At 64.3% G+C, this 20006-nt stretch carries 24 protein-coding genes and 1 riboswitch; of the genes, 13 read left to right on the forward strand and 11 right to left on the reverse strand.

Features of this window, described 5'->3' with window-relative positions; all coding sequences use genetic code 11:
- The first annotated feature begins 21 nt into the window (after positions 1–21).
- Positions 22–915 (forward strand): ABC transporter substrate-binding protein, encoded by an 894-nt coding sequence (locus tag EL335_RS02155; protein ID WP_172599999.1) that lies wholly within the window; start codon positions 22–24, stop codon positions 913–915.
- Entirely contained in the window at positions 912–2051 is a 1140-nt protein-coding gene (locus EL335_RS02160; protein ID WP_126444032.1) for a sensor domain-containing diguanylate cyclase, read from the forward strand. The genes EL335_RS02155 and EL335_RS02160 overlap by 4 nt, the downstream gene beginning before the upstream one ends.
- 112 nt (positions 2052–2163) lie before the next feature.
- Here the strand turns inward: EL335_RS02160 and metF are convergent, their stop codons facing one another.
- From metF to metK, 6 genes are all read right to left on the reverse strand, one after another.
- Positions 2164–3006 (reverse strand): methylenetetrahydrofolate reductase [NAD(P)H], encoded by an 843-nt coding sequence (gene metF / locus EL335_RS02165; RefSeq protein WP_126444033.1) that lies wholly within the window; start codon positions 3004–3006, stop codon positions 2164–2166.
- Positions 2996–3832 (reverse strand): TlyA family RNA methyltransferase, encoded by an 837-nt coding sequence (locus EL335_RS02170; protein ID WP_126444034.1) that lies wholly within the window; start codon positions 3830–3832, stop codon positions 2996–2998. Before EL335_RS02170 ends, metF begins: the two co-directional genes overlap by 11 nt.
- Positions 3829–4266 carry a type II toxin-antitoxin system VapC family toxin gene (locus EL335_RS02175; protein ID WP_126444035.1) on the reverse strand — a complete coding sequence of 146 codons (438 nt, stop codon included), beginning with the start codon at positions 4264–4266 and terminating at the stop codon, positions 3829–3831. Before EL335_RS02175 ends, EL335_RS02170 begins: the two co-directional genes overlap by 4 nt.
- Positions 4263–4631: a FitA-like ribbon-helix-helix domain-containing protein gene (locus tag EL335_RS02180; protein ID WP_126444036.1), complete on the reverse strand. Its 369-nt coding sequence runs from the start codon at positions 4629–4631 to the stop codon at positions 4263–4265. Before EL335_RS02180 ends, EL335_RS02175 begins: the two co-directional genes overlap by 4 nt.
- Before the next feature lie 57 nt (positions 4632–4688).
- Positions 4689–6080, reverse strand: a complete 1392-nt coding sequence (ahcY, locus tag EL335_RS02185; protein WP_126444037.1) for an adenosylhomocysteinase — start codon at positions 6078–6080, stop codon at positions 4689–4691.
- A 20-nt stretch (positions 6081–6100) separates the two neighbouring features.
- Positions 6101–6183, reverse strand: a riboswitch (S-adenosyl-L-homocysteine riboswitch).
- A gap of 11 nt (positions 6184–6194) precedes the next feature.
- The gene (gene metK / locus EL335_RS02190) at positions 6195–7361 is read right to left on the reverse strand and encodes a methionine adenosyltransferase (protein ID WP_126444038.1); all 1167 of its coding nucleotides are present in this window, start codon (positions 7359–7361) and stop codon (positions 6195–6197) included.
- A gap of 182 nt (positions 7362–7543) precedes the next feature.
- Between metK and EL335_RS02195 the strand changes: the two genes are divergently transcribed.
- The 6 genes from EL335_RS02195 to EL335_RS02220 are packed head-to-tail and all read left to right on the forward strand — an operon-like array spanning position 7544 to position 12838.
- Positions 7544–8356 (forward strand): lysophospholipid acyltransferase family protein, encoded by an 813-nt coding sequence (locus EL335_RS02195; protein WP_126444039.1) that lies wholly within the window; start codon positions 7544–7546, stop codon positions 8354–8356.
- Positions 8353–9213, forward strand: a complete 861-nt coding sequence (locus tag EL335_RS02200) for a lysophospholipid acyltransferase family protein (protein ID WP_126444040.1) — start codon at positions 8353–8355, stop codon at positions 9211–9213. The genes EL335_RS02195 and EL335_RS02200 overlap by 4 nt, the downstream gene beginning before the upstream one ends.
- A 49-nt stretch (positions 9214–9262) precedes the next feature.
- Complete coding sequence (gene dapF / locus EL335_RS02205; protein WP_126444041.1) at positions 9263–10108, forward strand: diaminopimelate epimerase; 846 nt, start codon at positions 9263–9265, stop codon at positions 10106–10108.
- Positions 10105–10761 (forward strand): DUF484 family protein, encoded by a 657-nt coding sequence (locus EL335_RS02210; RefSeq protein ID WP_126444042.1) that lies wholly within the window; start codon positions 10105–10107, stop codon positions 10759–10761. Before dapF ends, EL335_RS02210 begins: the two co-directional genes overlap by 4 nt.
- On the forward strand, positions 10761–11648 hold the full coding sequence (xerC, locus tag EL335_RS02215; protein WP_126444043.1) for a tyrosine recombinase XerC: 888 nt from the start codon (positions 10761–10763) through the stop codon (positions 11646–11648). The genes EL335_RS02210 and xerC overlap by 1 nt, the downstream gene beginning before the upstream one ends.
- Positions 11645–12838 carry a class I SAM-dependent rRNA methyltransferase gene (locus tag EL335_RS02220; RefSeq protein WP_126444044.1) on the forward strand — a complete coding sequence of 398 codons (1194 nt, stop codon included), beginning with the start codon at positions 11645–11647 and terminating at the stop codon, positions 12836–12838. Before xerC ends, EL335_RS02220 begins: the two co-directional genes overlap by 4 nt.
- Here the strand turns inward: EL335_RS02220 and EL335_RS02225 are convergent.
- Genes EL335_RS02225 through EL335_RS02245 form a run of 5 tightly spaced genes read right to left on the reverse strand, consistent with a single transcriptional unit; the run spans position 12810 to position 16430 of the window.
- Positions 12810–13178, reverse strand: coding sequence for a hypothetical protein (locus tag EL335_RS02225; protein ID WP_126444045.1), 369 nt, complete (start codon positions 13176–13178; stop codon positions 12810–12812). The genes EL335_RS02220 and EL335_RS02225 overlap by 29 nt on opposite strands.
- 1 nt (position 13179) lies before the next feature.
- The gene (locus tag EL335_RS02230; RefSeq protein ID WP_126444046.1) at positions 13180–14439 is read right to left on the reverse strand and encodes an ABC transporter permease; all 1260 of its coding nucleotides are present in this window, start codon (positions 14437–14439) and stop codon (positions 13180–13182) included.
- Positions 14436–15128 carry an ABC transporter ATP-binding protein gene (locus EL335_RS02235; protein WP_126444047.1) on the reverse strand — a complete coding sequence of 231 codons (693 nt, stop codon included), beginning with the start codon at positions 15126–15128 and terminating at the stop codon, positions 14436–14438. Before EL335_RS02235 ends, EL335_RS02230 begins: the two co-directional genes overlap by 4 nt.
- 10 nt (positions 15129–15138) lie before the next feature.
- Positions 15139–15630: a DUF2796 domain-containing protein gene (locus tag EL335_RS02240; protein WP_172600000.1), complete on the reverse strand. Its 492-nt coding sequence runs from the start codon at positions 15628–15630 to the stop codon at positions 15139–15141.
- 11 nt (positions 15631–15641) lie between these two features.
- Positions 15642–16430: a ZIP family metal transporter gene (locus EL335_RS02245; protein ID WP_126444049.1), complete on the reverse strand. Its 789-nt coding sequence runs from the start codon at positions 16428–16430 to the stop codon at positions 15642–15644.
- Positions 16431–16507: 77 nt separating this feature from the next.
- On the opposite strand from EL335_RS02245, the gene EL335_RS02250 reads away from it, so the two are divergent.
- The 5 genes from EL335_RS02250 to hslU are packed head-to-tail and all read left to right on the forward strand — an operon-like array spanning position 16508 to position 19982.
- Entirely contained in the window at positions 16508–16936 is a 429-nt protein-coding gene (locus tag EL335_RS02250; RefSeq protein ID WP_172600001.1) for a Fur family transcriptional regulator, read from the forward strand.
- A complete protein-coding gene (locus EL335_RS02255; protein ID WP_126444051.1) occupies positions 16933–17193 on the forward strand; it encodes a hypothetical protein in 261 nt (86 codons plus the stop codon). Before EL335_RS02250 ends, EL335_RS02255 begins: the two co-directional genes overlap by 4 nt.
- A gap of 9 nt (positions 17194–17202) precedes the next feature.
- Positions 17203–17739, forward strand: a complete 537-nt coding sequence (gene hslV / locus EL335_RS02260; protein WP_126444052.1) for an ATP-dependent protease subunit HslV — start codon at positions 17203–17205, stop codon at positions 17737–17739.
- A 16-nt stretch (positions 17740–17755) separates the two neighbouring features.
- Positions 17756–18646 carry a flagellar brake protein gene (locus EL335_RS02265; RefSeq protein ID WP_126444053.1) on the forward strand — a complete coding sequence of 297 codons (891 nt, stop codon included), beginning with the start codon at positions 17756–17758 and terminating at the stop codon, positions 18644–18646.
- 16 nt (positions 18647–18662) lie between these two features.
- A complete protein-coding gene (gene hslU / locus EL335_RS02270) occupies positions 18663–19982 on the forward strand; it encodes an ATP-dependent protease ATPase subunit HslU (RefSeq protein ID WP_126444054.1) in 1320 nt (439 codons plus the stop codon).
- The last annotated feature ends 24 nt before the right edge of the window (positions 19983–20006 follow it).

Here is a 20006-nt window from a genome sequence, read left to right on the forward strand (position 1 = left end):
CTCCTGCTGTGCCTGGTCTCTATGACTTTGGTATCAGAGGCGCTGGCTGCGCCCCTCGTCTGGGTGGTGCTGGCCGAGAGCGGCGCTGTGCATCTGGAAACCGCGAACGACCTGAAGGCGGCTCTCACCGGCACCGCCGACGTACGCGTCGATCGCGGCGCGGAACTCTTTGCCGGCAGAGGCGCAAGACCGGATCTGATCGTCACCGTGGGTACGGCAGCCCTCGACGGCGCTCTCGAGCAATTGCCCAAGAAGGATGCGAGTTGGTCGAAAATCCCCCTCATCGCCACGCTCGTGCCGCAGTCCATCGTCGAGGCGCGACGGGCGATCGTAGGATCGCGGCCATTCGCGGCGGTAGTTCTGGACCAGCCGTTGGCAAGGCAGCTGGCGCTGATCCGCCGGGCGTTGCCGGAGAGCCGCCGAGTGGGCGTGCTGCCCGGCCCGCTGACACGCCCGCGCCTTGCAGAGATCGAAAAAGAGGCGCACTCACGTGGGTTACAGCTGGTCGTGGGGCCTGCGGTGCGCGCAGCCGAGGATATCTACCCTTCGCTGAAAGAAGTACTCATCTCCGCCGATGTCGTGCTGGCGCTACCGGACCCGCTGATCTATAACGCCGGGACGTTACAGAACATCCTGCTCACCACCTACCGCGCACGGGTGCCGTTGGTCGCATTCTCATCGGCCTACGTCAAGGCGGGTGCATTGCTGGCCGTCTATTCATCACCATCGCAGGTGGCGCGGCAGACGGCGAAAGTCGTGCGTGACTGGCTGAGGGAACGCAAGCTCTCGCCAATCGTTTTCATCCGCGAATTCACGGTCGTCGCCAACGACAGGGTGGCCGCTTCGCTCGGTCTGCCGCCTTTCGAAGTCGATGAGATCGCCGCTGATCTGCATCGGTTGGAGGCAGGGCAATGACGCGCTCGGGGCTCGGCTTTCGGGTGCGGCTGCTGCTCGGGTCGGTTTTGCCTGCCTTGACCATGGTGCTGCTGTTGGGCGCCGTCTTTTTCGATCGCTATCAGAACGATCTGGAATCGGTTTTTCAAGAACGCGGTCATGCCGTTGCCCATCAAATCGGCGCGGCTGCCGAATATGCACTGTTCAGCGGCAGTCTCGATACGCTCGGCAGACTGGCCGATGCCGCGCGCCAGAGCGATCCGACGATCGTCGCGGTGACCGTGTTCGACGCCACGGGAAAGCAGGTTGCACATTCCGGTGATCCGCCACATCATCGACTGCCGCTCACCGAAAAACCGCAAGTGTTCAAGGGCGAGCACGTGACGGCGGTGCTCACGCCGGTGTTCCAGGCAATCCTGCCCCTCAATGACGAACTTTCGGACGGTCATCCGCCCCTGCCGAAGATCGTCGGCTATGTGGCCGTGGAAATCGCCCACGATGCGCTCGAAGCGCGCAAGCGAGAGATGCTGCAAATCACACTGGCGATCATGTTGGGCGGGCTGCTCTTGGCGAGTTGGATGTCGCTGCGCATCGCCCACGGGGTGCTGACCACGCTGGACTCGGCACAGACGGCGCTGCGTCGGCAGATGGAAACCGCGGAGCTCTTGGCGCGCACCGATGCGCTGACAGGACTTGCCAACCGGCGGGCCTTCGACGAGGTGGCGCAGCAGGAAATTCAGCGCGCGCAGCGCTATGGCACGCCGCTGACCCTCGTGCTGGCCGATCTCGATCATTTCAAGGCGATCAACGACAGCCACGGTCACGATGTCGGCGATTGCGTGCTGCAGAACTTTGCGCGCATCCTGGCCGCATCGGTGCGCACCGTCGATCTCGTCGGCCGCTGGGGTGGCGAAGAGTTCGCGATTCTGATGCCGGGTACCGATCTGCCGGAAGCCACCCAGGCGGCAGAGCGGATGCGCAAGCAGGTCGAGCAGGCACAGCTGTGTATCGACGAGAGGGCGTGCCGCTACACCGCGAGTTTCGGTGTCGCCGCGTTCCGTGCCGACATGCCGACGCTGGCATCGTTACTCGGTCGTGCCGACATGGCGTTGTATCGGGCCAAACGGTTGGGTCGGAATAGGGTCGAAGTGGGTTAGCGTGAAATCCACTCAGCCCTGTCTGCGACGGCCTTCGTGACGCGATCGGCAGCCAAACCTCGCGGCGGCACGCCGCGCCCAAAAGCTCCTCTCCCGTAAGTGGGCGTGGCGATCATGCCCGTTGGTTGGCGTATCCCAGGCGGCGCAGTATCTCCAACGACAGCGCAGCCTGATTGAGCGTGTAAAAGTGCAGACCGGGCGCGCCGAGCGCGAGCAGGCGTTCGCACAGCTCGGTCACCACATCGAGGCCGAAGGCGCGGATCGATTCGCCATCGTCGCCGAAGCTCTCGAATTTCTTCCGCATCCAGCGCGGGATTTCGGCACCGCTGGCATCGGCGAAACGGGCGAGCTTGGCAAAGCTGCCGATCGGCATGATGCCTGGAGTGATCGGGATCGCAATGCCCAGCGCGCGCGCCTCGGCGACGAAATGGGCGTAGGCATCGGCGTTGTAGAAGAACTGCGTGATCGCCGAGTTCGCCCCGGCCTCGACCTTGCGCTTGAAGGCGAGGAGGTCATCGCGCGGGCTCTTCGCCTGCGGGTGCCACTCTGGATAGGCGGCCACTTCGATGTGAAACCACTCGCCGGTCTCGGCGCGGATGAATGCGACCAGCTCGTTTGCATAGCGGAATTCGCCCGCGTCGGCCATCCCGGAAGGCAAGTCGCCGCGCAATGCGACGATGCGGCGGATGCCGTGGTCGCGGTAGTCATGCAAAATCTTGCGGATGTTCTCGCGCGTCGAGCCGATGCAGGAAAGATGGGGACAGGCGGCATGTCCCTCGGCGGCGATCTCCAGCACGATGTCGAAGGTGCGGCTGCGCGTCGAGCCGCCGGCGCCATAGGTGACGGAAAAGAAACTTGGCGCCACCGCGGCGAGGCGCTCGCGTGTCGCGCGCAGTTTTTCGAGGCCTTCGGCGGTCTGCGGCGGGAAGAATTCGAAAGAGATTTCAGGTTTCATGACGAACGTGGAGGAAGAATTCGCGGTTGCCGTCGGCGCCGGTGATCGGGCTTTCGAATCGGTCGAGCACGGCCAGGCGATGGGCCGCGCAGCAGGCGGCGAGCGTATCGAGCACGCGGGGATAGAGCGAGGCATCGCTGACGATGCCGCCCTTGCCGACGTTTTCCGGCCCGACCTCGAACTGCGGCTTGACGAGGAGCAGCACATCGCCCGATCGCGCCAGAAAAGGCGGCAGCTGCGGGATGATCAGAGCAAGCGAGATGAAAGAGACGTCGGCGACGATCAAGTCGAACTGCCGTCCTGCCAGCGCCGACTTTGCGAGGGTGCGGGCGTTGATGCCTTCGTGGGCCTCGACGCGCGGGTCGGCGGCGAGCCGCGGGTGCAGCTGACCGTGGCCGACGTCGACGCCGACGACCTTGGCCGCGCCGTGCTGCAACAGGCAATCGGTGAAGCCGCCCGTCGATTGGCCGATGTCGAGACATCGTTTGCCAGCCGCTTCGATGCCACAATGGGCGAGCGCGCCAGCAAGCTTATGGCCGCCGCGCGAGACGTACTCCGGCTCTCCTGCCGGGACGACGTAAAGTCGTCGTTCGCTGGATAAACGATCCGAAGGAGCGCACACGGGCACGCGTTCTCCCGTGCCCCACGATTCGATGAATACCCGCCCCGCCTCGATGAGCCGCTGCGCCGCGGTGCGCGAGGGCGCGAGCCCGCGCTCTACGAGCAGCGCATCGACACGCACACCTTGCGCGTCGCAGCGCGGCTGGCGTGGCTTGGCGGCGCGCCTCGGTTTGCTCGTTCGCGCGTGAAACGAGTTCATGCTCATGATGCCGAGCCTTGCAGATAGTTCTGCGCCGCTTCGGCAAGCGTCTTGTCGAGCGTAAAAAGCGGGACGGAGAGCTCGCCGGCGAGCCACAGGTAGCTTGCATCGTAGGTCGAAAGCGCGTAACGGTGAGCCAACGCGAAAACAGCCGCCGGCTCGATGGCGCACAGACGCACGGAAGCGAAGTCGAACGCGGCAAGCCGTGCACCGGTCTCGGCGGCGTCGAGAATCCGCCGCCGACATTTGTTCAAGCCGGCATTGGCGACTTCGAAAGGCAATAGCGTGGGTGCGAAGAGTTCATACGGGCCGAGCAGCGCTTCGATTTGGGCAGCCTCCGGTTCGCCGAAGACGATCGCCACCAGCAGGCTTGCATCGACCACGGCGGGCGGCCGCGCGCCATAGGGCGGGGCAATGGTTTCGGCGACGCGATGGCTCATGCTGGGCGCTTGGGCTTCACGCAATAGACGGTATGCCCAAGCGGCTCGCTTTCGCCGGGCTGTGAGGGCCAGTGGCCGTCCTTGACGCGCGCCATGACCCAGGCTTCGCCATAGTGCGTGTCGCGCATCTCGCGGACGACTGCGGCCGAGCCGAGCGGGTCGGGGATCGTCCGCGAAAAGCGGCTGTGAAAGCGGCTCGCCGCTTCCGGAAAGCCCGGTGCGGCCGGAGGGGTAGGCGGTGGCTGCACCGCCGCCTCGATGATCGCCATGAGCTCCCCTTGCAGCGAGCGATGGTTGCGCGCAGCGCGCTCGCGCAAGGCTTGGGCGATGTCTTCTGGCACATCCTTGATCGACAGATTGGGCATGATCGACCCCACAATGATTCCAAAACGGAACCATTGTGGATCTTTTGGCGAGTCGCGTCAATAGCGATAGTGGTCGGCCTTGTAGGGGCCCTCGATCGGCACGCCGATATAGGCCGCCTGCTCGGGTGTGAGCGTGGTGAGCTGGGCGTTCAGTTTCTTGAGCTGGAGCCGCGCCACTTTCTCGTCTAGATGCTTCGGCAGCGTATAGACGCCGACCGGATACTGCCCGGCCTTCGTAAACAGCTCGATTTGCGCCAGCGTCTGGTTCGCGAAAGAGGAGCTCATGACATAGGACGGGTGACCGGTCGCGCAGCCCAGATTCACCAGTCGCCCCTTGGCGAGCAGGATGATGCGCTTGCCATCGGGGAAGATCACGTGATCGACCTGGGGCTTGATTTCCTCCCAGCGGTATTTCTCCAGACTGGCGACGTCGATCTCGTTGTCGAAGTGGCCGATGTTGCAGACGATCGCCTGATCCTTCATCTTGATCATGTGATCATGCGTGATCACATGCCAGTTGCCGGTGGCGGTGACGAAGATGTCGGCCTTGTCGCAGGCGTAGTCCATCGTCACGACGCGGTAGCCTTCCATCGCCGCCTGCAGCGCGCAGATCGGATCGATTTCGGTGACCCACACTTGGGCGGAAAGCGCCCGCAAGGCCTGCGCCGAGCCTTTGCCGACATCGCCATAGCCGCACACCACGGCGATCTTGCCGGCGATCATCACGTCGGTGGCGCGCTTGATGCCATCGACGAGCGATTCGCGGCAGCCGTAGAGGTTGTCGAACTTCGACTTGGTGACCGAGTCGTTGACGTTGATCGCCGGCACTTTCAGCTCGCCTTTGGCGTGCATCTGATACAGGCGATGCACGCCGGTGGTGGTCTCCTCGGTGATGCCCTTGATCTTTGCCAGGCGCGTCGAATACCAGGTCGGATCCTTGGCGAGCTTCGCCTCGATCGCGGAAAAGAGGATGCGCTCCTCTTCCGAAGTCGGCTTTGACAGCACGGCACGGTCTTTTTCCGCTTTGGCGCCCAGATGCAGCAAGAGCGTGGCATCGCCGCCGTCGTCGAGGATCATGTTGGAAAAGTCGCCATCCGGCCACTCGAAGATGCGGTGGGTGAATTCCCAGTATTCTTCGAGCGTTTCGCCTTTCTTGGCAAAGACGCTGACGCCGTCCTGGGCGATCGCGGCCGCGGCATGGTCCTGGGTCGAGAAGATGTTGCACGAGGCCCAGCGCACCTTAGCGCCCAGCGCGGTCAAAGTTTCGATCAGCACCGCGGTCTGGATCGTCATGTGAAGCGAGCCGGAAATGCGCGCGCCCTTCAAGGGCTGGCTGGCGGCGTATTCTTCGCGGATCGCCATCAGCCCCGGCATTTCGGTCTCGGCGATCTTGATTTCCTTGCGGCCCCAGTCGGCCAGTTTGATGTCGGCAACGACATAGTCGTTCATGGCAGGTCTCCAATCGATATGATGAAGGGGCGCCGTTACCATGGACGGGTTTTGACGGCGAGCCTGACGATCGAAAGCGATCGCTGCAGCGCCCCTCGCCGTGATATGCGAATTTTACAGCCCGGCGTCGGATTTCAGCGCCAGTGCCTTGTCGGTTGCCTCCCAGGTGAATTCCGGTTCCTCGCGGCCGAAGTGGCCATAGGCGGCGGTCTTCTCATAAATCGGTCGCAGCAGATCGAGCATCGTGACGATCGCCTTCGGACGCAGATCGAAGTGCTTTTTCACCAGCTCGGCGATCGTTGCGTCGGAAACCTTGCCGGTACCGAAGGTGGTGACCCACACCGAAGTCGGCCGCGCCACGCCGATCGCGTAAGAGACCTGCACCATGCAGCGGCTCGCCAATCCGGCGGCGACGATGTTCTTCGCGACATAACGGCAGGCATAGGCCGCCGAGCGGTCGACCTTGGACGGATCCTTGCCGGAGAAGGCGCCGCCGCCATGCGGGCAGGCGCCGCCGTAGGTATCGACGATGATCTTGCGGCCGGTCAGTCCGGAGTCGCCCTGTGGCCCGCCGATGACGAAGCGACCGGTCGGATTGACGAGATATTTGATCTCACCCTTGACGAGGGCCGATGGCAGCACCGGCTTGATGATCTCCTCGATCACCGCCTCGCGCACCGCTTCGAGCGACATCTCCGGCGCATGCTGGGTGGAGAGCACCACGGTGTCGATGGCATCCGGCTTGCCATCGACATAGCGCACCGTGACTTGCGATTTCGCATCGGGCCTCAGCCACGGCAGCCGCCCGTCTTTGCGCAGCATCGCCTGGCGCTCGACGAGCCGGTGCGAGAGATAGATCGGCAAGGGCATCAGCGCTGGCGTCTCGTCGCAGGCGTAGCCGAACATCAGACCCTGATCGCCCGCTCCCTGGTCGAGGTTGTCGTCATAGGCGGCATTCACACCGCGGGCGATGTCGGGCGACTGCTTGTCGTAGGCGACGAGCACCGCGCAGCCCTGGTAGTCGATGCCGTATGCGGAATCGTCGTAGCCGATGCGCTTGATGGTATTGCGCACGACGCTTTGGTAATCGACGATCGCGCTGGTGGTGATCTCGCCGGCGAGCAGCACCAGACCGGTGGTGCATAGCGTCTCGGCGGCGACGCGGGAATGCCGATCCTGGGCGAGGATCGCGTCGAGGATCGCGTCCGAGATCTGGTCGGCGACCTTGTCCGGGTGTCCTTCGGACACCGATTCCGAGGTGAAGAGATAAGCGTTGCTCATGAAAGCTCCTTGTCATCCCCTGACTCGTCCCGTCGGACCGGCTCTGGGGATGGGAGCAGGCGACGCTTTAGCAGTATTTGTAGGCCGCCCTGCAAGTTGTCCCGGTGGCGCAGCCACGCTTAACTCGGCGGAGGTCGCGGATAATAGCGTTTTTTGGCGCGGCGTCAAACCGCATCTCCCACGTGGTCTTCCTGTTCCGTCTCGTCTCCCGCCTGCCCTTGCCGCTGCTGCATGCCTTGGGTGCCTGGCTTGGCTGGCTGGTCTATGGCCTGTCGCCGACTTATCGGCGTCATCTGCGCGAGAACATCGCCCAGGCCGGCTGCCGTGACGCGCTCGGCACGGCGGTGGCCGAGGCAGGCAAGACGGTGCTCGAGCTGCCGAAGCTGTGGCTGCGGCCGCAAGCCGAGGTCATCGCCCGCGTCGTCAGAGTGAGTGGTTGGGAACTGGTCGAACAGGCATGGCGCGCGGGCCGCGGCATCCTGTTCTTGACGCCGCATCTGGGCTGTTTCGAAATCACCGCCCAGTATTACGCCCGCTTTGCGCCGATCACCGTGCTCTACCGTCCGCCCAAGCAGCCTTGGCTGGCCCCCTTGATCGAGCAAGGGCGCGGCGCGAGCCTCAAGCTCGCGCCAGCCGACGTAAGCGGGGTGCGCAAGCTCATCAAGGCGCTCAAAGCCGGGGAGGCGGTGGGCATGCTGCCCGACCAGGCGCCTGGGGTCGGCGAGGGCGAATGGGCGCCGTTTTTCGGCAGGCCGGCCTGGACGATGACGCTGGCGCCGCGGCTTGCGCGTGGCGGCGCGACGGTGATCCTCGCCTGGGCCGAGCGTCTGCCGCACGGCGCCGGCTACCACCTGCATTTGCTGGCGCCCGCTGGGCCGGTCGCTCAGCCTGCCGACGTCAATCGCGAGATCGAGCGCCTCGTGCGTTTGTGCCCCGGCCAGTATCTGTGGGGCTACAACCGTTACAAAGTGCCGCGCGGGGTGAAGTGTCCATGATCCGCCTGTTGGCGTTTCTGATGTGGCTCGTCACCTTGCTGCCGTTCCCGCTCCTGGCGGGCGCAGGCCGGGGCTTGGGCTTGCTGCTCTACCTTTTCGGGCGCGAGCGGCGCCAGGTGACGCTGATCAATCTGGGGCTGTGCTTTCCGACCTTGAGCGAGCAAGAAAAGTCGGCGCTGGCCAGACGGCACTTCATGCTCTTCGGCCGTAGTTTCCTCGAACGCGGCATGCTGTGGTGGTCGTCGCCCGAGCGTATCCGCCGTCGCGTAAAGTTGACCGGACGCGAGCATCTCGATGCGCTGAAGGGCCGGCCGGTGATCCTGCTGGTGCCGCATTTCCTCGGTTTGGATGCCGCCTGGACGCGGCTGTCGATGGAATACGACCTGTCGGGCATCTATGCCAACCAGAAAGATCCGGTTTTCAATGCGCTGCTCTATGCGGGGCGCGCGCGTTTCGGTAGATCCTTGATGCTCTCGCGGCAAGACGGCACGCTGCGCGGCGTGCGCGCCATCCGTTCCGGCTATCCGTTCTTCTACCTGCCCGATCTCGACTATGGCCCTCGCGATGCGATCTTCGTGCCGTTTTTCGGCGTGCCGGCGGCCACCATCACCGGGTTGTCGCGCCTGACGCGCCTGACCGGAGCGACGGTGCTGCCGGTCATCGCGCGCATGACCGATGATGGGTATCGGGTCAGCATCGGCGAGCCGTGGCGGGATTTTCCCGGCGCGAGCGTCGAGATGGATACGCGGCGTATGAACGCCTTCATCGAAGCCGAAGTCATGAAGATGCCAGAGCAGTATTACTGGCTGCACAAGCGCTTCAAGACCCGCCCGCCCGGGGAAAAGCGGCCGTATTGAGCCGCTATTGCCAAAAGCCTGAGGCGACGGTACGGCGTATGCTTGCCCGATGAAGATCCGCTTCACCAAAATGCAGGGGCTCGGCAACGACTTCGTCGTGCTCGATGCCGTGCGCCAGAACTTCGTGCCCACGCTTGCGCAGGCGCGCTGGCTCGCCGACCGCCATTTTGGTGTCGGCTGCGACCAGATCCTCGTCGTCGAGCGGCCGCAGACCGAGAATGCCGACTTCCGTTATCGCATCTTCAATGCCGACGGCAGCGAGGTCGAGCAATGCGGCAACGGCGCGCGCTGTTTCGTGCGCTTCGTCCATGAGCAGGGGCTGACCGACAAACGCGAGATCCGCGTCGAGACGCTTTCCGGCATCATCACGCCGCGGCTCGAAGACGACGGCGAAGTCACGGTGGATATGGGCGTGCCGCGCTTTGCTCCGGCCGACATTCCCTTCCTGACCGACAGCGACGCGCTGGTGCAGACGCTCGAATTCGACGGTCGCACTGCCGAGATCACCGCGGTGTCGATGGGCAACCCGCATGCCGTGCAGGTGGTCGACCATGTCGATTCCGCGCCGGTGGCGCGCGATGGTCCGCTGATCGAAGCGCATCCGCGCTTTCCCAGGCGTGTCAATGCCGGCTTCATGGAAGTCGTCGACCGCCACGCGATCCGTCTGCGCGTCTATGAGCGCGGCGCCGGAGAGACACTCGCCTGCGGCAGCGGGGCCTGTGCCGCCGTCGTGGTCGGCATCCGGCGCGGCTTGCTCGATTCGCCGGTGCGCGTGGCGACCCGAGGCGGCGAGCTGACCGTCGCCTGGGCCGGCCCTGGGCAGCCGGTCAGGATGACCGGCCCGGCCGTCACCGTATTCACCGGCGAACTCGAGTTACCCAAGGAGCTTGCATGAACCTCGTCGCGAAGGATGTCGCCCAGTACCTGAAAGACCATCCGGACTTCTTCAACCAGTATGCCGAGCTGCTCGCGCAGATCAGCATCCCCGATCCCCACGGCGGGCGCGCGGTGTCGATCACCGAACGGCAGATCGGCGCCTTGCGTGACCAGGTGCGGCGGCTCGAGGGCAAGCTCGCCGAACTGCTGCGTTTCGGTGAGGAAAACGACGTGCTGTCGGCGAAGACGCATCGGCTGGCCGTGGCCTTGGCCCGCTGCGGCGACAGCGCGAGCGTGTTCCTGGTGCTGTATGCGCACCTCGGCGGTGGTTTTGCGATTCCCCATGTCGCCGTGCGGCTGTGGGACGTGCCGGGCAATCCGGAAGCGCTGGAATTCCAGCCGGTCAGCGCAGCGGCGAAAGACTATGTGCGGGAACTGAAATACCCCTATTGCGGCGCCTCGAGCTGGGCGGATGTCGAAGACTGGTTCGGCGAGGATGGCAAAGGGGTGCGCTCGCTCGCCATCGTCCCCTTGCGCGACGAAGAGACGACCTTCGGGATGCTGGCCCTCGGCAGCGAAGAGCCGGAAAGGTTTTATCCCGGGATGGGCACGGTCTATCTCGAGCGCATCGGCGAGCTGGCCTCCGCGGCGCTGACGCGCACGCTCGCTTGATGGCCGAGTCGGTCGTCGAGCGTTTTCTCGCCGAATTGGCGCATCAGCGCCGGATGAGCCCTCATACGCTCGCCGCCTACCGGCACGATCTCGCGATGCTCGCTGCGGGCAGTGATGGGAAGCCCCTCGAAACCCTGCAGCCTCCCGATCTCAAACGCCAGGTGATGCGTCTGAATGGCCGGGGTTTGTCGCCACGTTCGATCGCGCGCACGCTCTCCGCCTGGCGTGCGTTCTACCGCTGGCTGGCGCGGCGCGGGATGCTCAGCGTAAATCCCTGCGCTGGCCTCAAGGCGCCCAGACGCCCGCGTGCCTTGCCGAAAGCCTTGCGCCCGGAGCAAGCCTGCGCATTGCTCGATGCGCCGGCGGCAGACGATTGTCTTGGCTTGCGCGACAAGGCGATGTTCGAGCTGTTCTACTCCTCGGGGCTGCGTCTTGCCGAACTCGTCTCGCTCGATGTCACCGCCAGCCTCGATCTGACGGCGGGCGAGGTGACGGTGACCGGCAAGCGCGGCAAGACGCGCACCGTGCCGGTAGGCAGCCAAGCCGTCGCCGCGATCGAGGACTGGCTCGAACGACGCCCGCTCCTCGCAGCCAGCGATGAGAAGGCGCTGTTCGTCGGTCGCGGCGGCAAGCGGCTTTCCGCCCGCGCGGTGGAGCTGCGCCTGGCGCAATGGGCGAAGAAAAGCGGTCTGGGCCAGCACGTCCATCCGCACATGCTGCGTCACTCTTGCGCCAGCCACCTCTTGCAATCCTCGCAAGATCTACGCGCGGTGCAGGAAATGCTGGGACACGCGAGCATCGCCACGACGCAGATCTACACGCATCTGGATTTCCAGCATCTGGCGAAAATTTACGATGCGGCGCACCCGCGCGCACACAAGAAATGAGCGCCACACTGATCCTTCACCCCGGCAAGGAGCGTTCGCTCATCAAGCGCCACCCGTGGATTTTCGACACCTCGCTGGCGCGGCTTGTCGGCCAGGCGCGGCTGGGCGATACCGTCACCGTCTGCGATACCCACGGCAAGCCGCTCGCGAAGGCGGCGTATTCGCCCCACTCGAAGATCCGCGCGCGGGTCTGGAGCTTCGATCCGGATGTGCCGATCGATCACGCGTTCTTCAAACGCCGTGTGGCCGAGGCCGTCCGCCGCCGCGCCGCGCTGCCAGAGCTCGCTACCCAGCAGGGCTTACGGCTGATCCATGCCGAATCCGATGGCTTGCCTGGCGTGATCGCCGACCGTTACGGCGATACGGTGGTCGTGCAGCTGACCAGCGCCGGCGCCGACAAGTGGCGCGATGCAATCATTGCTGGCCTCATCCAGGCCACCGGCTGCGCGCGACTTTTCGAGCGCTCGGATTCCGAGCTGCGCGCGCTCGAGGGGCTTGAGCCGGCGACCGGCTGGCGATTCGGTGCGGCGCCAGAAGGCGAGATCGTCATCGAAGAGCACGGCGTGAAAATGGCCGTGGACATCGTCGCCGGCCACAAGACCGGCTTCTATCTCGACCAGCGCGCGAACCGGCGGCTGTTGGCCGAACTCTCGCACGGCAAGCGGGTTCTCAACTGCTTTTGCTACACCGGTGGTTTTTCATTACAGGCGCTTGCCGGCGGCGCGACGCGCGTGCTGTCGATCGACAGCTCACAGCCCGCGCTCGAGCGCGCGGTGGCGAACCTCGCGTTGAATCCCGGGCTCGATGCTTCACGTGCCGTATGGCGTTGCGCCAACGTCTTCGAAGAGCTGCGCCAGCTGAAGGCGGCCGGCGAAACCTTCGATCTGATCGTGCTCGATCCGCCGAAGTTCGCGCCGTCCGCGGCGCATATCGGGCGAGCGAGCCGTGCCTACAAGGACGTCAACCTGCTCGGCTTCAAGCTCCTTGCACCCGGCGGGCTGATGATGACCTACTCCTGCTCGGGCGGCATCGGCGTGGAACTGTTCCAGAAGATCGTCGCCGGCGCAGCCTTGGATGCCGGCCGCACGGCGCGCATCGTCAAACGCCTGCAAGGCGCGGCCGATCATCCGATCGATCTCGCCTTTCCCGAGGGCGAATACCTCAAGGGGCTATTGCTGCAGGTTGATTGAACCCAGATTGTCCATTAGGGAAACGCTGAATAAGTTGCTGCGCGGGCGCATCGCCGCGTTGCGCGGTGTTGGCTTCGGCCGCTTCGCTCAACCTCGGCAAAGCCAAAGTGAGCCTTCGCCGCAACTTCGTTGTCGCTCCCGCGCCTAACTCCATGTCATGTGGTTCCGGCATGACTTGCGCTTCGCTCCTGTTAGCCTGCGCCGAAACTTCGCCTTCGGCTCGTTTTCTCGGTCGCTGCGCACCAAACGCCTTGCATCTGGCCATCCTCGTGACGTTTTTCAACGGCCTGTTAAGCGGAGTGGCCAAGAGGCAGGCCAGGAAAAATGCTTTGCGCATCATTTCAGTTCCTTGGCGTGAGTCCATCGGCGAGCGACATGCGCCACGCGCGCCAGCCCGGCGCGAGGCTGGCCGTAAGACCCGTAGCGAGGATCGCGGCGAATAACCACCATTCGCTGGCTGCCGGCAGGCGCAATGAGAGCGCGATGCCGAAATGCGCTTGGACGACGGGCGCGAAGACAGCGATGCCGGCGGCGAGCAGCGCGACGCCCACCAGTGCGCCCAGCAGCGTCACGACGCAACCCTCGATGAGGAGCATCAGGAAGATGTCGCCGGCTCCGGCACCGAGGCTGCGCAGGATCGCGAGTTCCCGCCGGCGCTCGTTCAAGCCCGCCAAAAGTGTCGCGGCCAGCCCGGAAAGCCCCACCACGACGACCAGGGCCGAGACGGCGAGGAGGCTTTTTTCGACCATGCCGATCGTTTGCCACAGCTCGTCGAGCGCCACCCCAGGCATCACGGCCAAGAGCGGCTCGCCGCGATAGCCGTTGATCCAGCGCTGCACGCGGAAGACCTCGGCGCGGTTTTTCAAGCCCACCAGCGCGGCGGTGATCTCCTTCGGCGCGAGATCGAATTTCTTCACGTATTCGGCCGGGATCGACAAACCCGGCAAGGGTGCACCACCCGCCCAGTCGAGATGGATCGCGCTGATCGCTTCAAGGCCGACATGGATGCTGCGATCGACCGGCGTGCCGGTCGGCGCGAGGATGCCGACGACTTTGAAGGGTTTGTCGCCATGCTCCGGCCCGAATTCGGCCATGCCGTGTGACAGCGTGATGCGATCGCCGAGCCGGTAGCCGAGCGCGCGGGCGATTTCGCTGCCGAGCACGGCTTCGAAGACGTCGGCAAACGGCTTGCCGGCGGCAAAGGCCAGCGGCTTACGGTCGGCATAGCGGAAATGTTCGAAGTAAGCGGCCGTCGTGCCGACGACCGGAAAGCCGCGATGGCCATCGCCGAGCGAGATCGGCACCGCCCAGGCGACGGCCGGGTGAGCGGCGATGGCCGTAAAGCTTTCCCAGCGGATGTCGTTGGTCGCCGCGCCCGAATGGAACACCGCATAGAGCATCAACTGCACGCCCCCGGTGCGCGCGCCGACCACCAGATCGACGCCGGAGATCGATTGCGAAAAGCTCGCGCGCGCATCGAGTCGCACGCGCTCGACGGCGAGCAGCACGGCCGAGGAAAGGGCAATCGCAAACAGCGCGATGGCGAGCGTGAGCCGGCGCGCCCAGGCGCTTTGCAAGGCAAGCCGCACGATGGCCTTCACGCCGTCACCTCCTGTGCTGCGCGGTTGATGTCGGAAAGCGTGACGATGCGGTCGAAATGGGCGGCCAGCCGCAGATCGTGGCTGACGAAAAGCAAGGCGGCGCCCGCTGCCGTGCTTTCCTGAAGCAGCAAATCGATGAAAGTCTGCTGGCGCGCCGCGTCGAGGGCCGAGGTTGGTTCATCGCAGATGACGATCTCCGGCCCGCCAATCAGCGCCCGCGCCGCGGCCACCCGCTGCTGCTGGCCGACCGACAGCTGCGCGGCGGGCCGATGCCACAGCTCGGGGGCGAGATCGAGCTCGTCTAGCAAACGTTCTGCGGCGGCGCGGGGCTGCCCGGCGCGTGCCTTGCGCCGCGCCGAAAACGTGCAAGGCAGCAGCACGTTGTCGAGGGCCGACAGCCACGGCAGCAGATTGAACTGCTGGAAGACGAAGCCGATGTGTTCCGCCCGGAAAGCGTCGCGCCGGGGACCGGAAAACCGGCTGATGTCCTGCCCCAGGAGCAGGATGCGGCCGCGCTCGGGCAGCATCACGCCGGCGATCAGATTGAGCAGCGTGCTCTTGCCACTGCCGGAAGGCCCATGCAGGAACACGCGCTCGCCGGCTTCGATGCTGAAATCGGCGATGTCGAGACAAGCTGTAAGCTGCTTGGGCCAGCGGAAAAAAAGATCGGTGATCGAAAGGGCGTTCACGCCTTCCAGCTTACCAGGCCAACACGGGAGCCTTCGGTGTCAGCCGCTGCGCGCCTTGGCCTGAGGGTCCCACGCGCTGCGCTTCGAGTCGATAAAGGCGCGGCATCGTCGTAAACAGCGTCGTTTCGATCTCCTTGAGCGCGGCGGGATTGCTGCAGCGAATGAGATAACGTGCTGCGAGATCGGCATGTTCCCCACCGTCGAACTTCGGCAGCTCGATCGCGACATCTTGGACGACGCAGCCCGCGGCGGCAGGAAAACGCCATAGCGCCGCTGCGTCTTTGAGCGTCTTCACGGCCTTGTCCAACGCGGCTTTTTCCTTTTCGTTCCTGGGCGCGCGCTCGAAACCGACGGCGGCATCGAGCGGCAGTTCGAGTTCGAGCATCACGTTGTCCTGGTCGAGCACGGCCTCGAGCCGGCCTTCGCCATGCACATGCCTGTGCTGGGCAAGGACGGGTAGGGCGAAAGTCAATGCGGCAAGCACGGGAAGAACTTTGGGCATCAGAAGCTCCATCAGTGGGAATGGGTACTGGAAAAGACGACGATCGCGATACCGCAGGCGAGCAAAGCGGCATGCCAGACGAGGCCCTGCTGCTCGCGTTTCAGGCGCGGCATCAGGTCGGCCACCGCGATGTAGAGGAAGCTCGCCGCGGCGAGCGTCAGGATCTGCGGCACCCAGCCGAGCGCGCGCTCCAGCGCGAAATAGCCGACGATGCCGCCGAAAAGCGAGGCGAGGCTGGAAACACCGTTCCAGAACAGCGCGCGGCCGCGCCGCCAGCCGGCGGAAAGCAGGATCGCGAAGTCGCCGGCTTCCTGCGGCACTTCGTGGGCGATGATGGCGAGCGTGGTGGCCCAGCCGAGTTTTGGGTCGGCGAGGAAGGCGGCGGCGATCAACAGGCCATCGGTGAAGTTGTGAAAGCCATCGCCGACGAGGATCGACAGCGTGCCATCATCGAGGCGCATGTGATGATGGCTGTGCGTATGGTCTTCGCAGTGACCGGCGTCGGGATGGGCATCGTTGCCATGCGCGTGGCGCCAGAGGGCAAACTTTTCCAGCGCGAAGAAACCGAGGATACCGGCCAGCAGCAGCGGGAAGACTTCGTGCGGCGTGAGCCCGGATTCGAGCACCTCCGGCATCAGATGCAATGTTGCCGTGGCGAGCAGGATTCCAGTCGAGAAGCTGACGGTATAGGTCAGCCAGCGCCTGGGCAGCCCGAACATCACCAGGGCGGCGGCGAATAGCGAAAGCAGACCGCCCAACAGACAGCCGGCAACGATCTGGGCGAGGAGAGGAAGGCTCATGGCGGCGCATTCAAGCACGATTCATAGGCAAACGCAACAATGTTGCATTTATGGGAGGACTGTGGTTTGATTCGCATATGGGCGAGAGAACCCTTCCCCCGACTTCCGCGGCGCTGTTGCGCGCTGCCGGCATCAAGGTGACCCAGCCGCGGCTGGCGGTGCTCGACGCCTTGCGTGCTGCTGCCCGGCCGATGAGCCATGCCGAGCTCGAGGCGCTGCTTGCCAAGATCGACCGCGTCACCCTCTACCGCATCCTCGATGCCTTCGTCCGGCATGGCCTGGCCACCAAGGCCGCCGATGCGCGCGGCGTGTTCCGCTTCGCCGCTGCGGGTGCGCCGCGCCCGCACGAGGACCATCTGCATTTCCGCTGTCAGGCTTGCGGCGGCGTGTTTTGTCTCAAAGCGCCGCGACCGCCGGCGCCCAAGCTTCCGCCCGGCTTTCAACTCGACGAAGCCGAATTCGATCTGCGCGGCACTTGCGCCGCCTGCGCGAAAGGGGTTCGATGAGCCGCTTGCTGCGCCTGTTGCTGCTTGCCGCCACCTTGCTCTGGGCGCAATTCGCGCTCGCCGAGCATGGCGTCACGCATGCGCTGGAAGGCGGGAACGCAGCTTGCATCGAGTGCCAGGCGCTACCTGGTTTCGCCGCGCTGCCTGCCGTGCCGGTGGTCTTGCCTCGATCCCGCGTCGCAGTTGCGGCGCCAGCGAGTGCCGCCCCGCCTGCGCCGACTTTTTCGAGGAGTAAAATCGCCGCTTCATTTTCATGAAAGCGGCTTATGGAGCAGTATCACGGCACCACCATCCTCTCGGTGCGGCGCGGGCCGGTCGTCGCCTTGGGCGGCGACGGCCAGGTAACCCTTGGCAACGTCGTCGTCAAGGCTAGCGCCAAGAAAGTGCGCCGGCTTTACAACGAGCGCATCCTCGCCGGTTTCGCCGGCGGCACGGCGGATGCTTTCACGCTGTTCGAGCGCTTCGAAGCGAAGCTCGAAAAGCATCAGGGCAATCTGCTGCGCTCTGCGGTGGAGCTGGCGAAGGACTGGCGCACCGACCGGATGCTCAGGCGCCTCGAAGCGATGCTGGCGGTCGCCGACCGCGACAATTCCTTGATCATCACCGGCAACGGCGATGTGCTGGAGCCGGAGCTGGGCATCGTCGCGATCGGCAGCGGCGGGCCTTACGCGCAGGCCGCCGCGCGGGCGCTCTTCGAAAACACCGATCTCGCGCCGGCCGAGATCGTCAAGAAGGCGCTGACGATCGCCGCCGATTTGTGCATCTATACCAACCAGAATCATCTGATCGAAACCTTGGAGTGACGGGGTACGAGTTCCGATGGCGATGACCACGATCACGGCCAGCGAGCTATTGACCGATCGACCGGTCGAATGGGACGTCTTCGACCCGGATGGCACGTTATTGCTGGCCAAGGGATCGATTCTCGATGCCGAGGCCAAGAAAACCCTGCTCAAGCGCGGTGCGGTACGGGCAGTGGATGCCGAAATCGGCAAGTTATTGGAGACGATCGAAAAACCATCGCCGGCAAGCTCGGCAGCGCCGCAGAAGAGTGTGCGCATGTTGCTCAGCGAAACGGCGATCCAGCCAGGGGATACGATCTACCTCGACCGCAATCTCGACGGCTCACGCATCACGGCCAGCCTGATCGGCTATCTCAAAGGCCGGTCGGTCATCATCACCGTGCCTGCCGACGAGCGCGGTGCCATTTTTCTGAAGGAAGGTGAATCGGTCTTTGCCAAGGTGTTTTCCGGCAAGCATGTGGTAGCTTTTCCCTCCTCGGTTCTCGCCGTCGTCCTCAAACCTTTTCCGCATCTGCATCTCAACTACCCCGCCGAGGTGACCGGTATCGTGGTGCGGCGTTCGGAGCGGGTCGGCGTGCGCCTGATCGCCGCGATCGAAACCGCGAATGAAAAGGCAGCAGGCATCGTCATGGATCTGAGTACCGGCGGTCTTTCGTTCGCATCGCGCTTTGCGAGCCTCAAGCCTGGTATCGGAGTCCTGTGCAACTTCAAGCTGACGTTGTCGGACAGCGTTTATTTGATGAGCCTCAGGGCAGTGGTGCGCACGGTCTATCCCGGACAGCCGGATGTGCTGGATGGCGCGCCGCGCTATGGAGCCCAGTTCATGGAAATGTCGGCCGAGGATACATTGATCATCGGCTTGTTCGTCCGACAGCAGTTGGTGGCGGCCAGAGCCGCCGCGGCATGACCCGAAGGAAAACGAGATGACCCAGATGACCCCCGCCGAGATCGTCTCCGAACTCGACAAGCACATCGTCGGCCAGGATCGCGCCAAACGCGCGGTGGCGATCGCGCTCCGAAACCGCTGGCGTCGTTCCCAGGTGGCGGAACCCTTGCGCTCCGAGATCACGCCGAAGAACATCCTGATGATTGGGCCCACCGGCGTGGGCAAGACCGAGATCGCCCGGCGGCTGGCGCGGCTTGCCAATGCGCCGTTCATCAAGGTCGAGGCGACCAAGTTCACCGAAGTCGGCTATGTCGGCCGCGACGTCGATACCATCATCCGCGATCTTGCCGAAACGGCGGTCAAGGATGAGCGCGAACGGGCGATGAAGGCAGTGCGCGAGCGGGCGCTGGATGCCGCCGAAGACCGCATCCTCGACGTTTTGCTGCCTGCTGCGAGAGTCGGCGCTGAAATGACGGCACCGGTCGAGGCAAGCAGCACCCGCCAAAAGTTTCGCAAGAAACTGCGCGAGGGCGAGCTCGACGAGAAAGAAATCGAGATCGAGGTGGCCATGCCGATCGCCAGCATGGAAATCCTCGCCCCGCCTGGCATGGAGGACTTGACCCAGCAGCTGCAAGGGATGTTTCAAAGTCTTTCCGGTGGCAAGCGACGCACGCGCAAGATGAAGATCCGTGACGCGTTGAAGGCGCTGGCCGACGAGGAGGCCGCGCGGCTCATCAACGACGAGGAGGTGAAGTCGCGCGCGATCCGCAATGTCGAGCACAACGGCATCGTCTTTCTCGACGAGATGGACAAGATCGCCTCGCGTAGCGAAACCCACGGCGCGGATGTCTCGCGCCAGGGCGTGCAGCGGGATCTGCTGCCGCTCGTCGAAGGCACGACGGTGTCGACCAAGTACGGGATGATCAAGACCGACCACATCCTGTTCATCGCCAGCGGCGCCTTCCATTTCGCGAAGCCCTCCGACCTGATCCCCGAACTGCAGGGGCGCTTTCCGATCCGCGTCGAGCTGGATTCCCTTTCGGTGGAAGATTTCGAGCGGATTCTCACCCAGACCGATGCCTGTCTGACGCGCCAGTACGAGGCGCTCCTCGCCACCGAAGGTGTTGCGCTCGAATTCACCGCGGATGGCATCCGGCGCCTTGCCGAAATCGCCTTCGAAGTCAATGAACGCACCGAGAACATCGGCGCGCGCCGGCTCTACACGGTGATGGAAAAACTGCTCGAAGAAGTCTCGTTTGCCGCCACGACCGGCACGGTGACCATCGATGGCGGCTATGTCGAACAACGTCTTGCCGAGCTGGCCCGCCGCGAGGATTTGTCGCGATACGTGCTTTGAATTCTTCAATGATTGCCTGCCATG

This window comes from Sulfuricystis multivorans, assembly GCF_003966565.1.
GTDB classification, from domain to species: domain Bacteria; phylum Pseudomonadota; class Gammaproteobacteria; order Burkholderiales; family Rhodocyclaceae; genus Sulfuricystis; species Sulfuricystis multivorans.